The 19847-nt window shown below is 46.8% G+C and carries 21 protein-coding genes; 13 read left to right on the top strand and 8 right to left on the bottom strand.

The window, feature by feature from the left end; all coding sequences use genetic code 11:
- The first annotated feature begins 114 nt into the window (after window positions 1-114).
- From HRU77_07240 to HRU77_07215, 6 genes are all read left to right on the top strand, one after another.
- Window positions 115-663: a cytochrome c oxidase assembly protein gene (locus tag HRU77_07240; protein QOJ20505.1), complete on the top strand. Its 549-nt coding sequence runs from the start codon at window positions 115-117 to the stop codon at window positions 661-663.
- Between the two features lie 3 nt (window positions 664-666).
- Window positions 667-885, top strand: a complete 219-nt coding sequence (locus tag HRU77_07235; protein QOJ22094.1) for a DUF2970 domain-containing protein — start codon at window positions 667-669, stop codon at window positions 883-885.
- Between the two features lie 34 nt (window positions 886-919).
- The gene (locus HRU77_07230; protein QOJ20504.1) at window positions 920-1777 is read left to right on the top strand and encodes a cytochrome c oxidase subunit 3; all 858 of its coding nucleotides are present in this window, start codon (window positions 920-922) and stop codon (window positions 1775-1777) included.
- A gap of 218 nt (window positions 1778-1995) precedes the next feature.
- Window positions 1996-2718 carry an SURF1 family protein gene (locus tag HRU77_07225; protein ID QOJ20503.1) on the top strand — a complete coding sequence of 241 codons (723 nt, stop codon included), beginning with the start codon at window positions 1996-1998 and terminating at the stop codon, window positions 2716-2718.
- Window positions 2687-3268 (top strand): hypothetical protein, encoded by a 582-nt coding sequence (locus HRU77_07220; protein QOJ20502.1) that lies wholly within the window; start codon window positions 2687-2689, stop codon window positions 3266-3268. Before HRU77_07225 ends, HRU77_07220 begins: the two co-directional genes overlap by 32 nt.
- A 77-nt stretch (window positions 3269-3345) precedes the next feature.
- Entirely contained in the window at window positions 3346-4239 is an 894-nt protein-coding gene (locus HRU77_07215; GenBank protein ID QOJ20501.1) for a protoheme IX farnesyltransferase, read from the top strand.
- 87 nt (window positions 4240-4326) lie between these two features.
- Here the strand turns inward: HRU77_07215 and HRU77_07210 are convergent, their stop codons facing one another.
- Together HRU77_07210 and HRU77_07205 are read right to left on the bottom strand one after the other, a co-directional pair.
- Window positions 4327-5703, bottom strand: a complete 1377-nt coding sequence (locus HRU77_07210; protein ID QOJ20500.1) for an FAD-binding protein — start codon at window positions 5701-5703, stop codon at window positions 4327-4329.
- 18 nt (window positions 5704-5721) lie between these two features.
- Entirely contained in the window at window positions 5722-6300 is a 579-nt protein-coding gene (locus HRU77_07205) for a BON domain-containing protein (protein ID QOJ20499.1), read from the bottom strand.
- Window positions 6301-6451: 151 nt separating this feature from the next.
- On the opposite strand from HRU77_07205, the gene HRU77_07200 reads away from it, so the two are divergent.
- Both HRU77_07200 and argB read left to right on the top strand, forming a co-directional pair.
- Window positions 6452-6919 (top strand): chemotaxis protein CheW, encoded by a 468-nt coding sequence (locus tag HRU77_07200; GenBank protein QOJ22093.1) that lies wholly within the window; start codon window positions 6452-6454, stop codon window positions 6917-6919.
- 62 nt (window positions 6920-6981) lie between these two features.
- On the top strand, window positions 6982-7869 hold the full coding sequence (gene argB, locus HRU77_07195; GenBank protein ID QOJ20498.1) for an acetylglutamate kinase: 888 nt from the start codon (window positions 6982-6984) through the stop codon (window positions 7867-7869).
- A gap of 24 nt (window positions 7870-7893) precedes the next feature.
- Here argB and HRU77_07190 read toward each other — a convergent pair whose 3' ends face one another.
- A complete protein-coding gene (locus HRU77_07190) occupies window positions 7894-8619 on the bottom strand; it encodes an RNA methyltransferase (GenBank protein ID QOJ20497.1) in 726 nt (241 codons plus the stop codon).
- A 232-nt stretch (window positions 8620-8851) separates the two neighbouring features.
- Here HRU77_07190 and rpmH point away from each other — a divergent pair, with 232 nt between their 5' ends.
- The 5 genes from rpmH to mnmE all read left to right on the top strand — a co-directional run bounded on the left by rpmH (window position 8852) and on the right by mnmE (window position 13099).
- Window positions 8852-8986 (top strand): 50S ribosomal protein L34, encoded by a 135-nt coding sequence (rpmH, locus tag HRU77_07185; protein QOJ20496.1) that lies wholly within the window; start codon window positions 8852-8854, stop codon window positions 8984-8986.
- 18 nt (window positions 8987-9004) lie between these two features.
- The gene (gene rnpA, locus HRU77_07180) at window positions 9005-9376 is read left to right on the top strand and encodes a ribonuclease P protein component (protein QOJ22092.1); all 372 of its coding nucleotides are present in this window, start codon (window positions 9005-9007) and stop codon (window positions 9374-9376) included.
- The gene (gene yidD / locus HRU77_07175) at window positions 9364-9573 is read left to right on the top strand and encodes a membrane protein insertion efficiency factor YidD (GenBank protein ID QOJ20495.1); all 210 of its coding nucleotides are present in this window, start codon (window positions 9364-9366) and stop codon (window positions 9571-9573) included. Before rnpA ends, yidD begins: the two co-directional genes overlap by 13 nt.
- A gap of 163 nt (window positions 9574-9736) precedes the next feature.
- Window positions 9737-11665: a membrane protein insertase YidC gene (gene yidC, locus HRU77_07170; GenBank protein ID QOJ20494.1), complete on the top strand. Its 1929-nt coding sequence runs from the start codon at window positions 9737-9739 to the stop codon at window positions 11663-11665.
- Window positions 11666-11743: 78 nt separating this feature from the next.
- Complete coding sequence (mnmE, locus tag HRU77_07165; protein QOJ22091.1) at window positions 11744-13099, top strand: tRNA uridine-5-carboxymethylaminomethyl(34) synthesis GTPase MnmE; 1356 nt, start codon at window positions 11744-11746, stop codon at window positions 13097-13099.
- Window positions 13100-13205: 106 nt separating this feature from the next.
- Here the strand turns inward: mnmE and HRU77_07160 are convergent, their stop codons facing one another.
- From HRU77_07160 to HRU77_07140, 5 genes are all read right to left on the bottom strand, one after another.
- The gene (locus HRU77_07160) at window positions 13206-13631 is read right to left on the bottom strand and encodes a 4-phosphopantetheinyl transferase family protein (GenBank protein ID QOJ20493.1); all 426 of its coding nucleotides are present in this window, start codon (window positions 13629-13631) and stop codon (window positions 13206-13208) included.
- 285 nt (window positions 13632-13916) lie between these two features.
- The gene (locus tag HRU77_07155) at window positions 13917-15050 is read right to left on the bottom strand and encodes a hypothetical protein (GenBank protein QOJ20492.1); all 1134 of its coding nucleotides are present in this window, start codon (window positions 15048-15050) and stop codon (window positions 13917-13919) included.
- A 246-nt stretch (window positions 15051-15296) separates the two neighbouring features.
- Window positions 15297-16079, bottom strand: a complete 783-nt coding sequence (locus tag HRU77_07150) for an outer membrane lipoprotein-sorting protein (protein QOJ20491.1) — start codon at window positions 16077-16079, stop codon at window positions 15297-15299.
- A 12-nt stretch (window positions 16080-16091) separates the two neighbouring features.
- A complete protein-coding gene (locus tag HRU77_07145; GenBank protein ID QOJ20490.1) occupies window positions 16092-18419 on the bottom strand; it encodes an MMPL family transporter in 2328 nt (775 codons plus the stop codon).
- Between the two features lie 63 nt (window positions 18420-18482).
- A complete protein-coding gene (locus tag HRU77_07140) occupies window positions 18483-19844 on the bottom strand; it encodes an aminotransferase class I/II-fold pyridoxal phosphate-dependent enzyme (protein ID QOJ20489.1) in 1362 nt (453 codons plus the stop codon).
- Window positions 19845-19847 lie beyond the last annotated feature (3 nt).

Here is a 19847-nt window from a genome sequence, read left to right as displayed (position 1 = left end):
AACAAGGTTATAACATATGTCACAAGAAACAGATAACAAGAGAAAAAAGTATAGAACAGCTCTGCTTCTGTTAATTACGGTGTTGGCACTCTATATCACGGTCATTGTAAAAGAATGGTAAACGGCAATTCAAAAGCAAATATTTTAATGATGAAAAAGTTGTTGGTTTTCACGTTGATTATGTTTGTTTTTGGTTATGCATTGGTGCCATTCTATGAAAAGTTTTGTGAAGTGACTGGTATTAATAATTTGCTCAAACCGGATGTACTGGTTAAAGATAACAACTGGGTGGATGAGACGCGTTGGGTTACAGTAGAGTTTGATGCCAATACACGGGGGTTACCGTGGCAATTCAAACCGCTGCAGCGAAGTGCTCGCATCCATCCAGGTGAACCAGTGACAGTGATGTATGAAATTACTAATAATTCAGAACGCGAAATAATTGGACAAGCAATTCCCAGTTATAGCCCTCGTTTTCTGGATAAGCATTTGAAGAAATTTGAATGTTTCTGTTTTACAAAACAGGTTCTTAAACCAAATGAAGCAAGACAGATGCCAGTTCAATTTGTAATTGAGCCGGGATTACCCACTGATATTCATACGGTGACTATCTCGTATACATTTTTCGAATTGCCCGATGGTGCTAGCACGATCAAAAAATAGAGGATAAAAGTGGATAACAATACTGCCGAAAAACGAACGAGCGTGACGATTTTACAAGTTGCTAAGGCAGTAATATTCGCCTTTATGGGAATAAGGAAGAAAAGTGATCTCGAGAATGATGCGGCTACATTGAAACCGGCTCAATTAATTGTTGGCGGTATTATCGGTGGTGTTCTTTTTGTGATTAGTATCATGCTTTTAGTCAGATTGATTGTCAGTTAGAAATTGAAAAAAACATAAGTCGGAGGAGAGAAGAATGAGTCAAGAATCAGGACATTATTACGTCCCAGCTCCATCGTCGTACCCAATTATTGGATCGACTGCAATATTATTCATGGGGTCAGGCGCTGCATTGACGATGAATAAAATGGAGTTAGGCTACGGTTTATTAGCAATAGGTTTTGCAATATTGGTCTATATGTTGTTTGGATGGTTTGGAACCGTAGCTAGAGAAAGTGAAAGTGGTAAATATGGGGAGCAAGTGGATCGTTCATTCCGTTGGGGAATGAGCTGGTTTATTTTTACTGAAGTTATGTTCTTTTGCGCATTTTTTGGTGCATTGTGGTATATGCGCAATCTTTCAATACCATGGTTGCAAGAAGAAAGTACTGTATTAGGCAATTCATTCTGGTCAGCATATGATGGCAAATGGCCAACGGCTGGCCCTGGCGAACACGAAAAATTCACATCGATGGGAGCATGGGGTTTACCGGCATTCAATACACTGTTACTTTTGACTTCAGGTGTGACGGTTACGATCGCTCACTGGAGACTGAAAGAAAACAGACGTGATGGTTTGAAATTATGGTTGCTTGCAACTGTAGCTCTGGGTGCAATGTTTATCGCTTGCCAAGCATATGAATATATTCATGCCTATAACGATCTAAATCTGAAGTTAACAACTGGTGCATATGGTTCAACATTTTTCATGTTAACCGGATTTCACGGTTTCCACGTGACAATTGGAACAATTATGCTCTTCGTCATTTATTGCCGAAGCGCAGCAGGGCACTTCACACCTGAACATCATTTCGGTTTTGAAGGCGTAGCATGGTATTGGCACTTTGTTGATGTGGTTTGGCTCGGATTGTTTGTATTTGTGTATTTGATGTAAGTAATTTGGTAACAATAAATCAGGATTCCAGCCTTTGCACCAATGAAGTTGTGAGTTTTAAGTTTAAAAATGAAAAAACAACAATAAAGCGTGTGAATGGTTGGAATCTTTGATCGGAAAGATTTAGTGATCATTAGAAGTTGTTTCGATTTCAATAAAAAATAGATCGTGATTGCTCCACTCGGAAGTCAACATTTCATATTGTGTATTCGATCGAAATGAATGTACTGGGTTATCGTTTTGAGCCAAGATTATGGGCGATCGTAAGCACGATTATTTCTGTAATAATTTTTATTGAATTGGGAAAGTGGCAATTATCCCGCGCAGAAGAAAAAAAAGCGCAGTATGAGCAACTAGAGCAATATGCAAAACAACCAGCTGTGACATTGCCTGGCATTTTAGTAAAACTGAAAGATTTTCAGTATCGTGAAGTAGAAGTAAGTGGTGAATACTTACCCGAGTATACGATTTATTTAGATAACAAAATTTATCAGGGGCGAGCAGGGTATCACGTCATTACACCGCTTAAAATTTCGAACAGTGCACTCCATGTCGTGATTAACAGAGGATGGGTCGCCATCGGCAATGATAGGTCAGCATTGCCGCCTGTAGTGGAAGTGAAAGGCGAGCTAAAGGTAGTAGGAATTGCGGCTTCACCCGAAACTAAAACATTGGATCTTTCAAATAAAGTTGTAGAAGGTCAAATTTGGGATAATTTCAATTTGCAGCGCTATCAAGAAGTTACAGGTTTAGCAATGCAGCCTTTGATGCTTTTGCAAAAAAGCGAAGAGAAAGATGGGTTGATACGTGACTGGAGTAAACCCGATTCAGGTGCTTCTAAAAACATTGGTTACGCAGTTCAATGGTTTTCATTGGCTGCTACCGCGGTAATTATTTTTATAGTATTGAATGTCAAACGAAGAAATAAAAAAATCGAATAGACGTAAGTTTTTATTATTGCTAGCGCTTATGTGCGCTCCTGTAATAATTTCTTATGTGCTTTATTTTTTTGAGTATAGACCCAATAGTACTCACTATGGGGATTTGTTGTCTGTAACGAAAGTTTCAGGAAAAGGCACAAATTTGATAGACAATACGATACTCCGAATGAAAGATCTGCATGGTAAATGGGTGCTGGTCACAGTAGATTCCGGTCATTGTGATGAGCAGTGCAAAGAAAAATTATATTTCATCCGTCAAGTCAGAATGGTGCAAGGAAAAGAAAAGCACCGGATTGAACGGCTCTGGCTAATTAATGACGATATCGCGCCTGATGCTGAGTTAATTAAGGAATATGAAGGCACGTTCTTTGTTAACGCCAAAGACAGTGAGATTCTAAGTTTTATAGAAAGCACTGAGGCACAAACAAAGCATATCTATTTAATTGATCCGATAGGTAATTTAATGATGCGATTTCCAGAGAAAGTGGATGGTACCAAAATGGGACGCGATCTAAAAAGATTGCTACATGTATCACAAATAGAACATTAAGAGGGGTAGTTTTCTCGTAGTGGAAAGCTGCGTAAATCAATAGATCAGAATACTCGATTCGCAAGGAGATTAATGAAATGGCCATCAGTATGACATTGCATGCGACAGCATCACGAATCAACCAATTTTATCGGTTGACCAAGCCGCGTGTGGTATCACTCATTGTTTTTACCGCAGTTATAGGTATGTTCTTGGCGGTTCCCGGTGCTGTGCCTCTGGATATTTTGCTCTTGGGTACCACAGGTATTGCATTAGTAGCCGGAGCAGCTGCGGCACTAAATTGTTTAGTTGAACAAAAAATGGATGCAGTAATGGCACGAACAAAGGGTCGTCCATTGCCGCAAGGAAAGGTGAGCGTTCCCGAAACTCTCTTTTTTCTATTGATTGTTGGTGGAACAGGACTCTTCATATTGTATGAATGGGTAAATGAATTGACCATGTGGTTAACGATGGGTACCTTTGTGGGGTATGCCATTATTTACACGGTAATTTTGAAGCCATTGACGCCACAAAATATTGTGATTGGAGGCGCTTCCGGCGCTATGCCGCCGGTGCTCGGATGGACAGCTGTGACAGGGGAAATCGCGAGTGATGCGTTATTGCTTTTTCTGATCATTTTTGCTTGGACTCCGCCGCATTTTTGGGCACTTGCGTTATACAGAAAGAATGAATACGCCTCAATCGGCATGCCGATGTTGCCGGTAACGCATGGTGATCAGTACACAAAATTGCAGGTATTGTTGTATACCGTTATTTTGTGTGTAATTACGATATTGCCCTATGTCACGCAAATGAGCGGATTAATTTATCTGGTTGGTTCAACGATACTAAATGGCATTTTCCTGTACTACGCTATTGAAATATACCGTAATTACAGCGATCAATTGGCGCGAGAAGCGTTTCGCTATTCGATACTTTATCTGGCGCTGTTGTTTGTGGCGTTGCTAGTGGATCACTATTTCTTTTTTTAGAGATAACAAAAGTGTGCTTGTGATATTTTAATCATAGCCAGTCAATCATTAAATATCGCAAGCACAGCATGCAATAGAAACATCAAGTTATTCGGTCGGAGGAAATAATTTACCAGGATTGAGAATATTATTTGGGTCAAACAGCCGCTTGATATTCCGCATTAAATCCAAAGTAGCCCGATCAATTTCCTTCGTTATAAAAGCCCGTTTTTCACTGCCAACGCCATGCTCACCGGAAATCGTTCCGCGCAGTTTGATAACCAAATCGAATGTTTCATTCAGACAACGCTCTGCTTGTGCCACTTCATTCGCATCATCAGGATTAATCAATAGATTCACATGAATATTGCCATTGCCGGCATGACCAAAATTGATATTATGCAGCTGGTAACGTGTACTGAGTTGTGTCAATCCATCGAGAAATAGCGGCAATGCATCGACAGGAACGACGACATCTTCGTTAATCTTCTTCGGTGCAATTTCGCGCAGCAGTGGTGAAAGCGCTTTGCGAGCCTGCCATAATAAAGCGGTGTTCTCTACTTGGCCGGCTTGAATCAGGCCATCGGATTGACATGCCGCAAGAATTGCCGAAACAGCATCAGCGATATCGTTGAGAGAGCCGTCAACCTCGATCATCAACATCGCCTGTGTATCCGCTGGAAGCATATCAGGGTAGCGGTTTCGTATCAGATTTAATGAGCCAACATCGAGAAACTCAAGTGCGCTGGGTAATTGCGGCAATGCCATAATTTTTACGATGGCTGCAGTGCAGCTTGCTAAATCACGAAAGTGTGCCGTGATGCCGGCAGCGGAACTGGGTAATGCTGTAAGTTTCAGCGTTGCTTCCGTAATGACAGCGAGTGTGCCTTCCGAACCGATCAGCAGTCGGGTAAGATCATAGCCGACGACTCCTTTGGTGGTATAGCATCCGGTGGTAATGTAATCGCCGGCGCCTGTGACGGCTTTCAAACCTAGCACATGCTCTCGGGTGGTACCGTATTTGACGGCGTGTGGACCACCCGCTCCGGTGGCGATATTGCCGCCTATGCTTGAGAACATGGCGCTGGAGGGGTCCGGCGGCCAGAAAAAGCCATACGGTTTGGCGGCATCTTGCACGGCCTGATTCAATACACCTGACTCGGCCACAATTACCCGATTAGCGGGATCGACCGAAATAATATTTGCCATGCGTTCCATCGACAAGGCGATGCCGCCTAACTCCGGCAAGCTGCCGCCGGCCGTTCCGGTGCCGCGCCCGCGCGGGATAAGCGGCACTTGGTAGCGATTACATAGAGTAACGGCGTGTTTTATTTCTGCGCTGGTGAGTGGGAACAACACGGCATCTGGAGGAAAAATCTTGCGACTGTTGTCATAGGCGTAAGCATAACAATCCACCGGATCGGTATAGAAGCGATCCGGTGGAAACGCAGACTGTAATTCTGCGAGCAGGTTTTCCGGCAGCATGTGTGTCAATAAGAAGGTTTAGTTCAAATATTCGAATACTTTCACTACTTTTTTCACACCTGAGGTAGAACTGGCAATTTGTGCGGCGCTGTCAGCTTCCTGTCGTGTCACAACGCCGAGCAGATACACCACTTCGTTTTCGGTCACAATTTTGACGTGATTGATTTGAAATTTGCGTTCAGCAAGAAAACGCGCCTTCACTTTGGAAGTCAGTAGTGTGTCGTTACTGCGTGAAGCCAGAGAAGTATTTCCGGCGATCGCAATTTCGTTGAAAATTCTGCGTACATTATCGACACCCATTACGAGTTTGCCGATATCCGTTTTGATTGTTTCTGAAGGAGCTTCGCCGGTCAATAGCACCATACGGTTATAGCTCGTAACGTTGATGTGCACCTTATCGCCGAATTGCTGATTAATGCGTCGTGCGCTCTTGAGTTCGATTCCTTCATCTTCAATGAACATGCCGCTGGTTCTACGATCTTCTGAGATATACGCACCTGTTCCGGCCGCGGTACCGATGGCAAACATGGGAACACATCCCGTTAGAAATGGCAAAAACAGGAGAAAGGACAGCCAGCAGCACTTGTGATCATTCATTTTTCGACTCCGTACAATTCAAATTTCAATGACCGATAATACAGTAAAATAGCCATACAACGAATAATCAATTGCCTCTTAGTGGCGATAGAAGAAGTGAGATACGGAGATGACAAACGCTGAAAAATCCCAGTTAGTAGCGGCAGAAGAAATGGCCCGTAAGGCTAACGATGGGGCCTCGTCAGCCGTTTTGGGTGTTGCAGCGGGGGAGGAACGTTATCTAATACCGATGGCGGAAGTCAATGAGGTGATACCGATACCCAAATTAGCGCATGTTCCGCTGACGCAGCCGTGGTTTCTCGGATTAGCCAATGTGCGCGGAAATCTTTACGGGATAACGGATCTCGGGGTTTACCTAGGTGGTAATCCAGTGGCGTTCAATCAGAAGTCACGCATTCTGCTGGTTATAACGGGTAATAAGCTCTATGGCGGCTTCATTGTCAACAATATGCTGGGGATCAGGGGGTTGTCCGAATTCATCCCGGTAAAACCGGCTAAAAAGAAATTACCCAAGTGCGTTACTGCGCAGTATAAAGATGCGGAAGGACGGCAATGGCGGCAATTGAGCTTATTCCAATTGGCTGGTGATGAAAGATTTTTACAGGTTGCGCGCGAATGAAAACCTTTTTGCATCATCCAGATCCTATTTTAAAAATTGTTTAATAAGTGATTGAGAGAACCATGTCGACTTCCCCTATCGTAGCAAGAGACAAAGCCAAGATTCTGGCTGAGGCGCTGCCGTATATTCAACGTTTCCATGGTAAAACCATCGTCATTAAATATGGTGGCAATGCGATGATTGAAGAAAACCTGAAACATGGATTTGCACGCGATGTGGTGTTGCTGAAGCTGGTCGGCATGAATCCGGTGGTTGTGCACGGCGGCGGTCCGCAGATCGATGAAATGCTTAAACGCGTCGGTAAGCAAGGCGAGTTCATTCAAGGCATGCGCGTGACGGATGCCGAGACTATGAATGTGGTGGAGATGGTGCTGGGTGGGTCGGTGAATAAAGATATCGTGAACCTGATCAATCGCCACGGTGGCAAGGCTGTCGGTTTGACGGGTAAAGACGGGGCTTTTATCCGTGCCAAGAAAATGCTCATGGCGGACCGTGAAATCGCAGGGAAATGGATCAATATCGGTCAAGTCGGCGAAATCGAATCGATCGATCCGGCGCTTATCGCGTTGCTCGATACGCAGGATTTTATCCCGGTGATCGCGCCAATCGGCGTGGGCGCAGATGGAGAATCCTATAATATTAATGCTGACCTTGTTGCCGGTAAGCTGGCGGAAATTCTTAAAGCGGAAAAACTGATTTTGTTATCCAATATTCCGGGGGTTTTGAATAAAAACGGTGATTTGCTGACCGGTTTGACTGCGCAGAGAGTGGATGAATTATTTGCCGATGGCACCATATCCGGCGGTATGCTGCCTAAGATCGGATCGGCGCTCGATGCTGTTAAGAAGGGCGTCAGATCCTGTCACATCATAGACGGGCGTGTGGAACATGCATTGTTACTGGAAATTTTGACCGATCAGGGGATTGGTACGCTGATCAAGGAAAATTAGCTGACAATGCAAAAGTAGTCGCCGTTACCAGCGTTTGCCTAGCGCGGTCAGGATACCGCGCAGAATCTGTACTTCCTCCTTTTCCAGCCGTGCCCGTGCAAACAGGCGGCGAATGCGCCGCATCAGCAGTTTGGGTTTTTGCGGATCGAGAAAACCGCTGGCGGACATCAATTGTTCAAGATGCGCGTACAATAATTCCATTTCGTTGAAATCTGCCAACTCCCCCTTGACAGGAGAAGGTATTGCATTCCCGGTGAGCGCCATGAGCAACTCATAGGTCATGATCTGCACCGCGCTCGCCAGATTTAACGATGAATAGTGCGGATTCGCCGGGATATGGACAATGATCTGGCATTTATTCACTTCTGCCGTTGTGAGACCGGAGTTTTCCGGGCCGAACAGCAAGGCTACCGGTTGTTGCCGGGCCAGCTGCACTAGTTCAATTGCACCCAGCCGGGCATCGAAAGTGGTGTGCGAAAGATCGCGCGGCCGTGCGGTAATCGCGGCGGTCAGGACGGTATTTTCCAGTGCCTCGTCAAGTTCGCGGCAAATCTTAGCTTGCTGCAGGATGTCGTCAGCATTCGCGGCTCGCGCCACTGCTTCCGGATCTGGAAAGGATTTCGGATTGACCAGATACAAGGCATTCAACCCCATCGTTTTCATCGCGCGCGCAACCGCGCCAATATTACCGGGGTGGCTCGTGTGGCTTAACACGATGCGGATGTTATCGAACGGGCAGGGTGTACTCATGTATGCGATTATTTCAAACGGGGCGTGCGGTTAATATTCGATAGATCAATCAACCGGATTTTAACAAAACAAAGCGATCGGCAAAGTAACCACAAGCGGCACAATGCGGTAAGAGTGACATTTAAAGTAATTAAAGTCTTTATTTGCAAATGGATTTAGAAAAACATTGACATAAAACCCCATAACAAGTTTTAATACGCGGTTCTATTGACTAAATAAGCTAGAGAGAGAAATGAAACGTACTTATCAGCCCTCAGTAACAAGAAGAAAACGTACACATGGATTTTTAGTGCGTATGAGAACACGCGGTGGAGCGGCAGTGATTCGTGCTCGCCGTGCAAAAGGTCGCGCTCGATTAAGCGTCTAGATCTGATCGGATATTTTTATTTTTAGATTTGTTGAAACCTATTCTTTGCCAAAAAATTGCAGGTTACATAAGGCAACGGAGTTTGCTGCAGTAATCAATTTCAAATGTCAGACCAGCGGTGATTTAATTCAGATTTATATGAAGCCGAATGAATTTGAATATGCGCGGCTGGGATTGATTGTTTCGAAAAGAATTGAACGATTTGCAGTTAAGCGCAATAAAATTAAGCGTATTTTGCGGGACGTATTTCGCAAGAATCGGTTTAACGATCAAACAATGAAAATGGATTGGGTGATACGATTGCGGCGGCCTGTTCCAAGGAATGCACTGAAAAAACTGGCTACTGAAACACAATTACTGATGCTTCGACTACAGCAATGTCACGGTTAATTGTTGCATTAATAAAAATCTACCAATATTGTATCAGTCCTCTTTTTGCGCCATCGTGCCGTTTTAGTCCGACTTGCTCGCAATATGCCTGTGAGGCATATGCAAAATATGGTTTGTTGCGTGGAACGCGGTTAAGTGTTTGGCGCATACTGCGCTGTAATCCCTGGAGTAAGGGCGGTTATGAGCCTGTTCCTTGATGCCGAATCAATGCAACTGTAATTAGTCATGCTACTGTATACATAAAAAATTTCGACAAGCAGCGCTACCATCAATGGAAATAAAAACCAGTAACCAAACTACGGATGGGTACGCACAACAACCATACGGTTTTGCCGAAAAATTAACTTGATTAGATAAATAATGGAAACAAGAAAACTCATACTGATCATCATCTTTTCCACGTCGCTATTATTTTTGTGGGATGCATGGCAAAAAGAATTATATCCACCTGCTTCGCAAGTGATGTCTGGAGCAACTACAGATTCCGCAAGTCAGCGCCATGATCCATTGCCGGTACCCGGCGATGAATTGACCGCTTCTGCGAGCGGGACTGGAACTGCCTCAGAAATCGAAGGCGTCAGTCCGTCGATAACGCCCAATCTGTTTGTTAACGGTGAGAAAATCCATGTCAAAACGGATCTGGTTGTCGCGGAAATCGATACAGCAGGTGGCGATATCCGGCAGCTAGGTTTGCTTGCGCATCCATCCCGGGAAGATGTGAACAAACCCTATGAGTTATTACTGGATAAAACCGCGCGATTCCAGGTTGTGCAGTCCGGATTGATCGGTGATGGTCTGCCGAGTCACAAAACAAAATATACCGTAGACTCGAAAAATTATAACTATGAGCTGGAGCCGGGCCAGAACAAGGTTGTGGTGCGTCTTCTCGCGCCGGAAGTCAATGGTGTGCAAGCGGCCAAGATCTATACTTTCCATCGTGGCAGTTATGTCATTGATGTTGAATTTGAAATCGTAAATCACAGTGAAACTGCGATTAATCCATTCTCTTATTTTCAGATGTTGCGGGATGCAAACGATCCTACGGACGCCAATACCATGGTTCATTCCTATACCGGGCCGGCGATGTATACGGATGAAGAAAAGTTTCTGAAAATAAAATTTTCCGATCTGGATAAAAACAAGGCGGAATATCCGACGAATGCGGATAACGGCTGGATAGCTATGCTCGAGCATTATTTTTTGACGGCTTGGCTGCCGCCAAAAAATACGCCGCGTGAATATTTTGCCAAGCGTCTGGCACCCAACCAATACACTGCCGGTGTCATCGCACCGGTCGGCGCAATAGAACCGGGGCAAGAGAAAAGTATTACGATGCCTTTCTATGCCGGTCCGCAAGAACAAAACAAACTTGCAGAGCTTGCGCCCGGTCTCGATCTGACGGTTGATTACGGTTGGTTGACGGTTCTTGCCAAACCGCTGTTCTGGTTGCTTTCCTTCTATCATTCATGGACCGATAATTGGGGAGCGGCTATTATTCTCCTGACATTGACGGTCAAGCTGCTGTTCTTCCCATTATCGGCTGCGGGCTATCGTTCCATGGCGAAAATGCGGGTGGTGACGCCTAAATTGCAGCGTATTCGTGAGCAGTATGCGAGCGACCGCCAGCGTATGCACCAAGTAATGATGGAGTTTTACAAAGAAGAGAAAATCAATCCGATGGGAGGATGTTTACCGATTCTGGTGCAAATTCCGGTATTCATTGCGTTGTTCTGGACATTGCTGGCAGCGGTTGAATTGCGCTACGCGCCGCTCGCGTTATGGATAACCGACATGTCGGTGCCCGATCCGTATTATGTGCTGCCGGTGATTATGGGCATATCGATGTGGATTCAGTCGAAACTCAGCCCGACACCGGCGGACCCAATCCAGGCAAAAGTCATGCAGATCATGCCGATTGCTTTCAGTGTTTTCTTTTTCTTCTTCCCAGCAGGTCTCGTGCTGTACTCCCTGTGTAACAACATTCTCTCTATTGCGCAGCAATGGCAAATAACGCGCATGTATGAGAATAAGGCCGAAGAGGATGCCAACAAAGATAAAAATAACAAGAAAAAAATTAAGGACAAACCTGAACAAGCAAAGGAGAATCCTCAACTAGCTGTCTTGTCTGCTGAAGAAGAAACAGCAACTCAAGCGGAGGCGGTTCCTGCAGCAAGCAGTCAGCAAAATGAGAAAAAACAACAACCGAGCCAAGTAGCGGTCGCCGCCAAAGGCAAAGCACCGGTAAAAGCAAAAAGCGCTCCTGCCGGCAAGAAAACAAGGAAAAAGTAAAAATCGTGGGCGGTTATTGCGCATTCTCAGTAACCGCCAGTGACTGTCCACAGCCTATCGCAGTCATGGAGTTGATCAATAGTAAGCTCTGATATTATTGCAGCAATTGCAACACCACCCGGACGGGGTGGAATCGGTGTGATTCGAATTTCCGGCAAGCATCTGACAAAACTGGCGGAAGCGATTTTGGGTAAGCTTCCCAAGGCTCGTTATGCCTGTCTCAGTAAATTTCTGGATACTGACGGGCAAATCATCGATCAAGGTATCGCGCTTTACTTTCCTGCTCCGCATTCGTACACGGGAGAGGATGTTCTCGAGTTACAAGGGCATGGCGGGCCGGCGGTTATGGATCTATTGCTCAGTCGCTGCCTTGCAGCTGGCGCCCGTTTGGCGCAACCGGGAGAGTTTACGTTACGCGCTTATCTCAATGATAAAATTGATCTGATTCAAGCGGAAAGCGTTGCCGCGGTTATCGAAGCCGGTACTCATGAAGCCGCGCGTTGCGCCATTCATTCATTGCAAGGCAACTTTTCATCCCGGATCGAAGAACTCGTAAGCTTACTGATCAGGCTGCGCATGCTCATTGAAGCCACGTTGGATTTCCCCGAAGAAGAAACCGATAATCTGCAAACTTTGCAAATTATCGAAAAACTGGAGCATATCCAAGTTTTGCTTGAGCAGATATTCCTGGCCGCACGGCAAGGCAATCTGCTGCAGGAAGGTATTCGCATTGTGTTGATGGGCGCGCCCAATGTGGGTAAATCCAGCTTACTGAACCAATTGGCGCAAGAAGAAGCCGCCATCGTTACGGAGATTCCTGGAACCACGCGGGACACGATTCAACGCACCATTTCCATTGCCGGCATGCCGGTTCATGTCATCGACACAGCGGGGCTCAGAGAAACTGAGGATGTAGTGGAACAAAAGGGTATCGAACGCACACTCGCAGCGATTAAAGAAGCTACCCTGGTGCTCCGGCTAATGGATAGCAGCCGGTGCCGGTCCATTGCGGAAGGTTCGGTGCAAAATGCCATTCCTGCAGGCAAGCCGCGCATCACAATATTCAACAAAATTGATCTGGTGAACGAAGATCCCAGGATCGAAGAACAAGCAGGGAACAGTGCAATTTATCTGTCAGCCAAAACTGGCGCAGGGATCGAGCTGTTACGCAGGAAAATATTGGAGATTGCCGGTTGGCGTTTCAATCAAGCCGGTGAGGGTGTTTTTATGGCCAGGCAACGCCATCTGGAAGCGCTGCAGCAAGCTAAGCGGTATCTGGAGAATGCGCAAAGATTCACCCAAGGTGAATATCAATTGGAGCTTCTAGCGGAAGAACTCAAGCTGACGCAAAACGCTCTCTCATCAATCACTGGGCAATTTACTGCTGATGACTTGCTGGGAGAAATTTTTTCGCACTTCTGCATTGGAAAATAACACGACCGCTCCGGTACCTTCAGAGCATTTCATTAAACACACATAATCTTTGTAATCAATATCTCATGCTGCATCTGAAAGAAATTCTCATGGCAGTAGCCGGCTGCTACACCCAAATTGCAGTGTAAACATGGGTTGGATCGCAGCGAATATGTCCAACCGATTTGCATTTTTCAAGAAAAAATTCGTTTATTAAATGACCACGAATATCGGCAAAGAAAATATTCTCACTTATTTTCATTGTGATATTGATGCTGCTCAATTCCAGTACACAATCGAAAGCGTAGTAGCAGCATTTCAATACGCTCTCTTTTGCGGAAAAGAGGCTGTAAGCGTATCGATCACGCAATGCAGATTGGGTCAGCAAAATAGCGTTTCTTTCGGCTGCTGAGAATAAATTGCTCAGTGTGTCGTATGGAAAAGGACTGAGGTACTCTTGGATATCGATTCCAAATGCGCGAGTGTTTTTTTTTGAACCGCTGCTGCAACCGCTATGCCGCCGCTGTGGCTGATACTGCCGGTAATACCGCAAGGCCAGACCGGTGCGCCATACTGGTCGGCTAAAAGCGGTATATCATGATATCCCAATCGATCGAGAACTTGATGCGCGCAAAAGCGACCCGAACAGAATTCTTGTTGACGCTTTATACCAGCTCCCGCAATCAAGGGTAATTCGGATGGGTGAAGTACTTGTGGATCTTTCGATGTTTCGCAGAGCGCAAAATAAAAGGGCGGCGACGGCAGCAGAGTTGCCATGACTTGATTGGTACGAGCGTTGTTGGATGATTTCGTTGGCATAAGAATAATTTTGCAAAGGCTAGAAATAGCGCGCGATGCGAAATTGAATGTAACTGTCTTTGCGGTAGCCGGTGAGAATTTCCGTTCTGGGGTTATCGGGCGAAATATTTTCAAAGAAACGGGATTCCAGTTCAATTTTCCATTTCTCGCCAATTCTGCGGCTTGCTGTGACGGTGCCGATTTTGGCCTGAGTTTCCAGATCGGTCGTAACGCCAGCCAACAGCTGAGAGTTTTGCGCATCGTTAAATGCAAATCGCACGCCGAAGAAAACATCGTTGTTGAATGGTGTGGGCGGCGCAGTTCTATCGCGTCCATCGTAAAGATACTCCGCCAGCAAACCGACATCGATATCGGTGCCAAGCAATCCATAATGGGTATACTCAGCGCCGGCGACAACGGCTGCAAAGCGCTTGCCCTGTCCGCTGCGTGTGATCGCTTCCAGTTTGAAAAGCCAGTTTCCCAATGAAGCTTGCGCATCCAGACTGGTTTGTTGAATCAAATCGTAAATGGGTATCAGTGCTGTCGGATTGGTATTGAATCCATTGTCGAATCTGGGCATTAACCTGGGTTCGCGGCCGACGCCCATGAAATGTGCCAACCCGATATCGACGTTACCAAAAGTCCGGCTCCAGCGAACCGCCCAGTCCGGATGCCAACGATTGGCGCTGCCGCTGAATTCGGATGCATTCTGATCCACCGGCGGCACAAACCTTAATCTGCCATGCAATGCCGGGAAAGTCCGATCGCGAAAAAACGGTAGGTATAAAAAGTTGAAATTCCCATAGGTGCTGGGTATGTTCAAACTGACCATCGGTTGTCCCAGTTTTTCTTCGCCATTGATATTTTCCACCAGATCGATCTGATTGATGATATCAACGAGATGGCGTGATTCGGTTACGCCCCAGAATACTCTGCCGACACCCGCGCGGATATTCCACTTCGGATGTTGATATAACCAATTAAGCTCGCGAATATCAAAGTGCGTCCGATGTTCATCGATTGCATCAACCCGGCCGAAAGGGATAAAAGTCACACGATTCGAACCATTGCCCCATTCATGGCGGAATTCCGGTTGCGCGACGCCTGACGGTACGAAACGAAGATTGTTTTGCTCAGGAAATACCGGAGCGTTTGCATAAGTACGGAAATCCATGGCCGCAAAACCGGACCATTCGGCAGCGTGAGCATTGGTTATAGCGCTACTGATAACCAGTATGAGTAAGATTAATCGCGATTGCATCACAGTTGCCTTTGAATGCTGATTTTCCGGACTTTGGGGGTGATTGGTGTTTAATCCGGTACCCTGCCGGATACCGGATTAAACCGCTTCATTTCTGCAAAACCTATTTAACTAAACAGGTGGTTTCTAGAAGGATCGGAGTGCATCAATATTGGCTGTTTACTGCACATTCTTCAGGGAGCTTTCCATGAAGTCGTTTTCCGTCAATCCAATACGAAACCGGTAGTTAGTGCGCATCAATGAAGTGCTTTTGCCATTCTGATGATTGACCATTTCCAGCTTTCCGGCTCTCCAGTACTGGCCTAGATATTGGTTGTAATCACTGAAAGTAAGTGTCTTCAGCAAAGTGTTCTTGCGATCATAAAAATCGATCCTGCGCGGCTGGTAGATGGTTTTATCAATCCATTCAACTTGGCGGACATAACCGGAGTGCTCGTAAGCAGGGGTATTTTCGATGACAAAACAGTCATGGCCGTCTATCACTTCGTCGCGCAGGTATTTATATTTGTATTTTTCCAATTCCCATGAGGCGATATCTTCGTAGGCGAATTCACTGCCCATGAACGGTCCGGATTTGTTGACCGTTGAAATGCGTTTGACACGCTTCAGTTCCGGCAGGTACAGCCATTGGTCATCCGGTTTTAAGCCATGCGCATAAGTCAAAATGGCGGTGCCTTTGACATCTGCCGGGCGATGGAAAACACCGAGTTCTTTATCGCCATCACCGGTCATTTCCAATGTCTTGTAGGTAAATTCACGCTTGCTTTCATCGCCCTGTGTGTTGCGCAATATCATCAAAGCGTCATGAATACTGTCGCCAAAACCGCTGTCACGGCGTTCAACTTCGCGATTGATGGCGTAACCCTTCTCTTCGTCGGTCATGGCATGAAGCGTGGTGCTCATGCTGAAGAAAAGGCTGATTAGGTAAAAGATCTTTTTCATGGGTTTCTCCTTTTAAAATTTAGTGATGACAGGCCGGGAAGATCTGGCCCAGTGGCTTTTCCATGACTCCAAGGTCAGTAGCAGCGGGGGAAGCAACAGGAATTCGGCGAACAAACCCAAACCGAAGATAGTTGAAGTGAGCATGCCCATTTCGTTGTTGATTTTGAAACTGGAAAACGCGAACAGGGAAAATCCCATGATCAGCACAGCGGAAGTAATCCATAGGGCGCTGCCTACCGTGGCAAAAGCGTAGCGGATGGAGTCTTCCGGTGTCAGATTGAGTTGTTTTCTGGCATGCTGGTATTTGCTGAGAAAGTGGACGGTGTCATCGACCAGAATTCCAAGCGTCATGGCTGCCACCACCGAAGCTGCAAGCCCTACCTGACCGACGATCAATCCCCATAAACCGAATGCAATGGCGGCAGGAATCAAATTCGGGATTAAACTGATCAGGCCCAGCTCAACCGAACGCAGTACCAGAATTAAAATCAGCGAGATGATGCCGATGGCCATAATCTCTCCCGAGATCATGCTGGCGATATTCCGTTGGCCGATATGCGCGAACAATAATGTCGCGCCTGTTCCTTCGCTGTGTTTTATGGCGGAAGTATTGGCGGCCAGCCAAGCCTGCGCGCGTGTTTCAAGATCGATTACCTGCTGGCTGGAAATACTATGCAAAGTAGCGGTTACACGTGTTGCCGATTTGCTGACATTGATGCGATCGTTCAGATCCAGTCCGTACGGTAACGACATTTCGTACATCAATAGAATCTGCGCACTCAGGTCTCTGGTCTCGGGTAAGCGGTACCAGGTCGGATCGTCGTTGTGCATGTTCAGATTCAGCCGTTTCAGGATGTCGGTTACCGCATAGACATGCATAACTTCCGGTTGCTTGCGGTACCACTGCACAAAAGCATCAACTTGGTTGAGAAATGCCGGGTCGCTGATTCCGCCTTCGATTTCAGTGCCGAGCGAGTAATCGATGCGGTAAACGCCGGTCAAATTGGCGGTGGTGTAATCGGTATCGCGGCGGAATGCGATGGAATCATCAAAATATTTGACATACTCGTCATCCAGCTCATTCAGCGGGATGCAGGCAATCAGTGCAATCGTAATCACAACGAGAAAGGACAAGACGGTGCCGCGGTAGGCGATGATAAAGTTTGCCAAGCGCGCGAGTGTCTTGCTGTTGCCGATGCCGGTGCGCCCTTTATGCTGCGGTAACAACATGATCAGCGCGGGCAAAAAAGTGACTGTCAGAAAGAAAGCGAGCCCGACACCCATGGCCGTAATATTGCCAAGGTCCTGGAAAGGCGGAACCTCGCTGAAGTTCATCGAAAGAAAACCGATCGCCGTGGTCAGATTGGTAAAAAGAATCGCTTTAAAGTTAACCGCGATGCTTTCCGTCATGGCGTTTTTTCTGTCCAGGCCTCGTTCCAGCGCGCTGTAATAGCCTGTCAATATATGCACGGCGTCGGCCACAACAACCGTGAGTAAAATGGTTGGAGCGGGGATGCTGGAAGGGGAAAACGCAATATCCATCCAACCGGCCAACCCGATTGCGCCGGTAACCGCCAGTATCATCATGGCGATAATGGCGGCGGTTCCCCACAATGATTTAAGGAATAGCGCCAAGGCGAGGCAAATGATGGTGAGCATGGCCGGAGTCAGCGTGGCCATATCGTGCTTGGACGATTCCGCAAAGGAGGTATCCAGGATCAGCGAGCCGGTCAGCCGGATATCCAAATCCACGTATTCCTTTTTTAGCGTATGCACCAGATTTCTGACGAATTCGACCGCTTCCGTGGTTTCTTTGTCTTGATCCAGCGCGGGTCTGTGCACGACGATATTGATTCCCATCACACTTGAATCAGGGGAGATAAGCCTGTTGATCAGCAGCGGCTCGTTTAAAGCAATTTTCCGCTTCTCATTGATTTGCTGTGCGCTGAGTTGATCAGCGTTTCTTACCAGATCTTCGACAAAGAGCTCGTCGCCGATGGCATGGCTATATTGAAAATTGGTGATGGAATCCACCCGTATCGAATACGGTGTTTGCCAGAGCGCTTTGGTTAATTTCTCGGCGATGACGAGATTTTCCTTGGTGAACACATCACCGTTAGCGGGTGTCACCACCACCAGCAGATTGTCATCCCGCACATAGGTCTTGTTCAAGGAATCAAAAGCGAGGAGTTGCGGATTTTCTTCGCTGAAGAACATGCGGTAATCGCTTTTAAAGTGCAGAAACTGGATACCGTAACCGGCGGCCATCATTAATAGAACGCTTAGAGTGACGGTCCACCAGCTGTGCTGGAGTATCCGGCGGGTATAGGGAGTAAGCATTGATGTAATCCTTTTCATTTCTTAGGTTGTGCAATTGCTGCGCATTTCCGGTGGTTATCCGGATCAAGATAACGCAGTGCCGCCCCCGGTTTTTTGTTGCAATTGACGTAGCGCTTGTGCCAGTGTGTTCACCGTGTAAATCACTTCTTCCTCGGACAGATTGCTGGTAATGAAAAAACGTAACCGGGCGGCCGATTCCGGTACGGCGGGATACATGATCGGATGAACGTTGATGCCCGCCTCGTATAACTTTTGGCTGAGTTTCAGGCAAAGGACCGAATCTCCCAGGATGATCGAAACAACGCCGGTGCCATTGGCCAAGCCGGTATCCAGCCCTTGTTCCTTGGCTTGTTGCAGGAATAAAGCCGATCTGGCGCGTAAGCGCGCGGCCCGTTCCGGCTCGCGTTTCAAGATTCGCGCCGAAGCAAGCGCGGCGGCGGTGTTGGGGGGAGAGATACCGACGCTGAATAACACCGCACCGGCTGCGTTGTATTTAAGATTTTCGATCAAGGCGCGAGAGCCGCAAATATAGCCGCCGCAACTGGCGAATGCCTTGCTTAACGTGCCCATCCAGATATCGACTTCGGTGGCATCGATGCCGAAGTGATCATGTGAGCCGAATCCGCGCGGTCCGATGATACCGGCTGCATGTGCTTCATCAACCATGAGCAGGCACTTGTGTTTCTTCTTGAGCTCGATGAAACGGGGCAGATCGGGAATATCGCCGTCCATGCTATAAACCCCCTCGATAATAATCAGGGTGCGTTGATAGGTGTGGCGCTCATCGGTCAAAATTTTATCGAGTGCTTCCCAGTCGTTATGGGGAAACGTCATGCGCCGCGCACCCGACAACTTGCACCCGGTGATAATGCTGTTGTGAATCAAGCTATCGTGTATCAACAGATCATGCGGACCGAATAAATGACTGATCATCGCAACGTTGGTCGAGTAGCCGCTGACTAAGGCCAAGGCATCTTCCGTGCCGTGAATTTCGGCCAGGATTTGTTCCAGTTCGCGATGCAGCGGAATTTCTCCCGACACGATGCGGCTGGCCGAGACCGAAGTGCCGTATTGATCGATAGCCGCCTTGGCGGCGCCGGATACCTCGGGATGACCCGATAAGCCGAGATAGTTGTAGCCGGAATAGTTGATGAAATCTTTGCCGTCGATACGGGTGATATGGTCGCTGACGCCTTGATGCGGGTTGAAGTACGGATTATTCATCGAAAGCGTCTTGAATATTTTTTCCTGCTCCATCAGCGTGTTGTAATCCGGGAATTTCTCAAACCGGTACCAGGCTTCCGGGATGCCACCCGAATCCGGTTTTTCATTTTGATCATTATTTTTTTGCGAGATCAGTTTTCTCAGCAAATGACGCTTTTCATCCAGTGACAAATTTTCCAACTGACTGGCTTTATTATTCATTTC

The sequence above is a fragment of the Gammaproteobacteria bacterium genome, assembly GCA_015709615.1.
Taxonomy (GTDB): Bacteria; Pseudomonadota; Gammaproteobacteria; order Burkholderiales; family Nitrosomonadaceae; genus Nitrosomonas.
The sequence above is the reverse complement of the archived record's forward strand: the minus strand, read 5'-3'. Positions and strand labels throughout refer to the sequence as shown.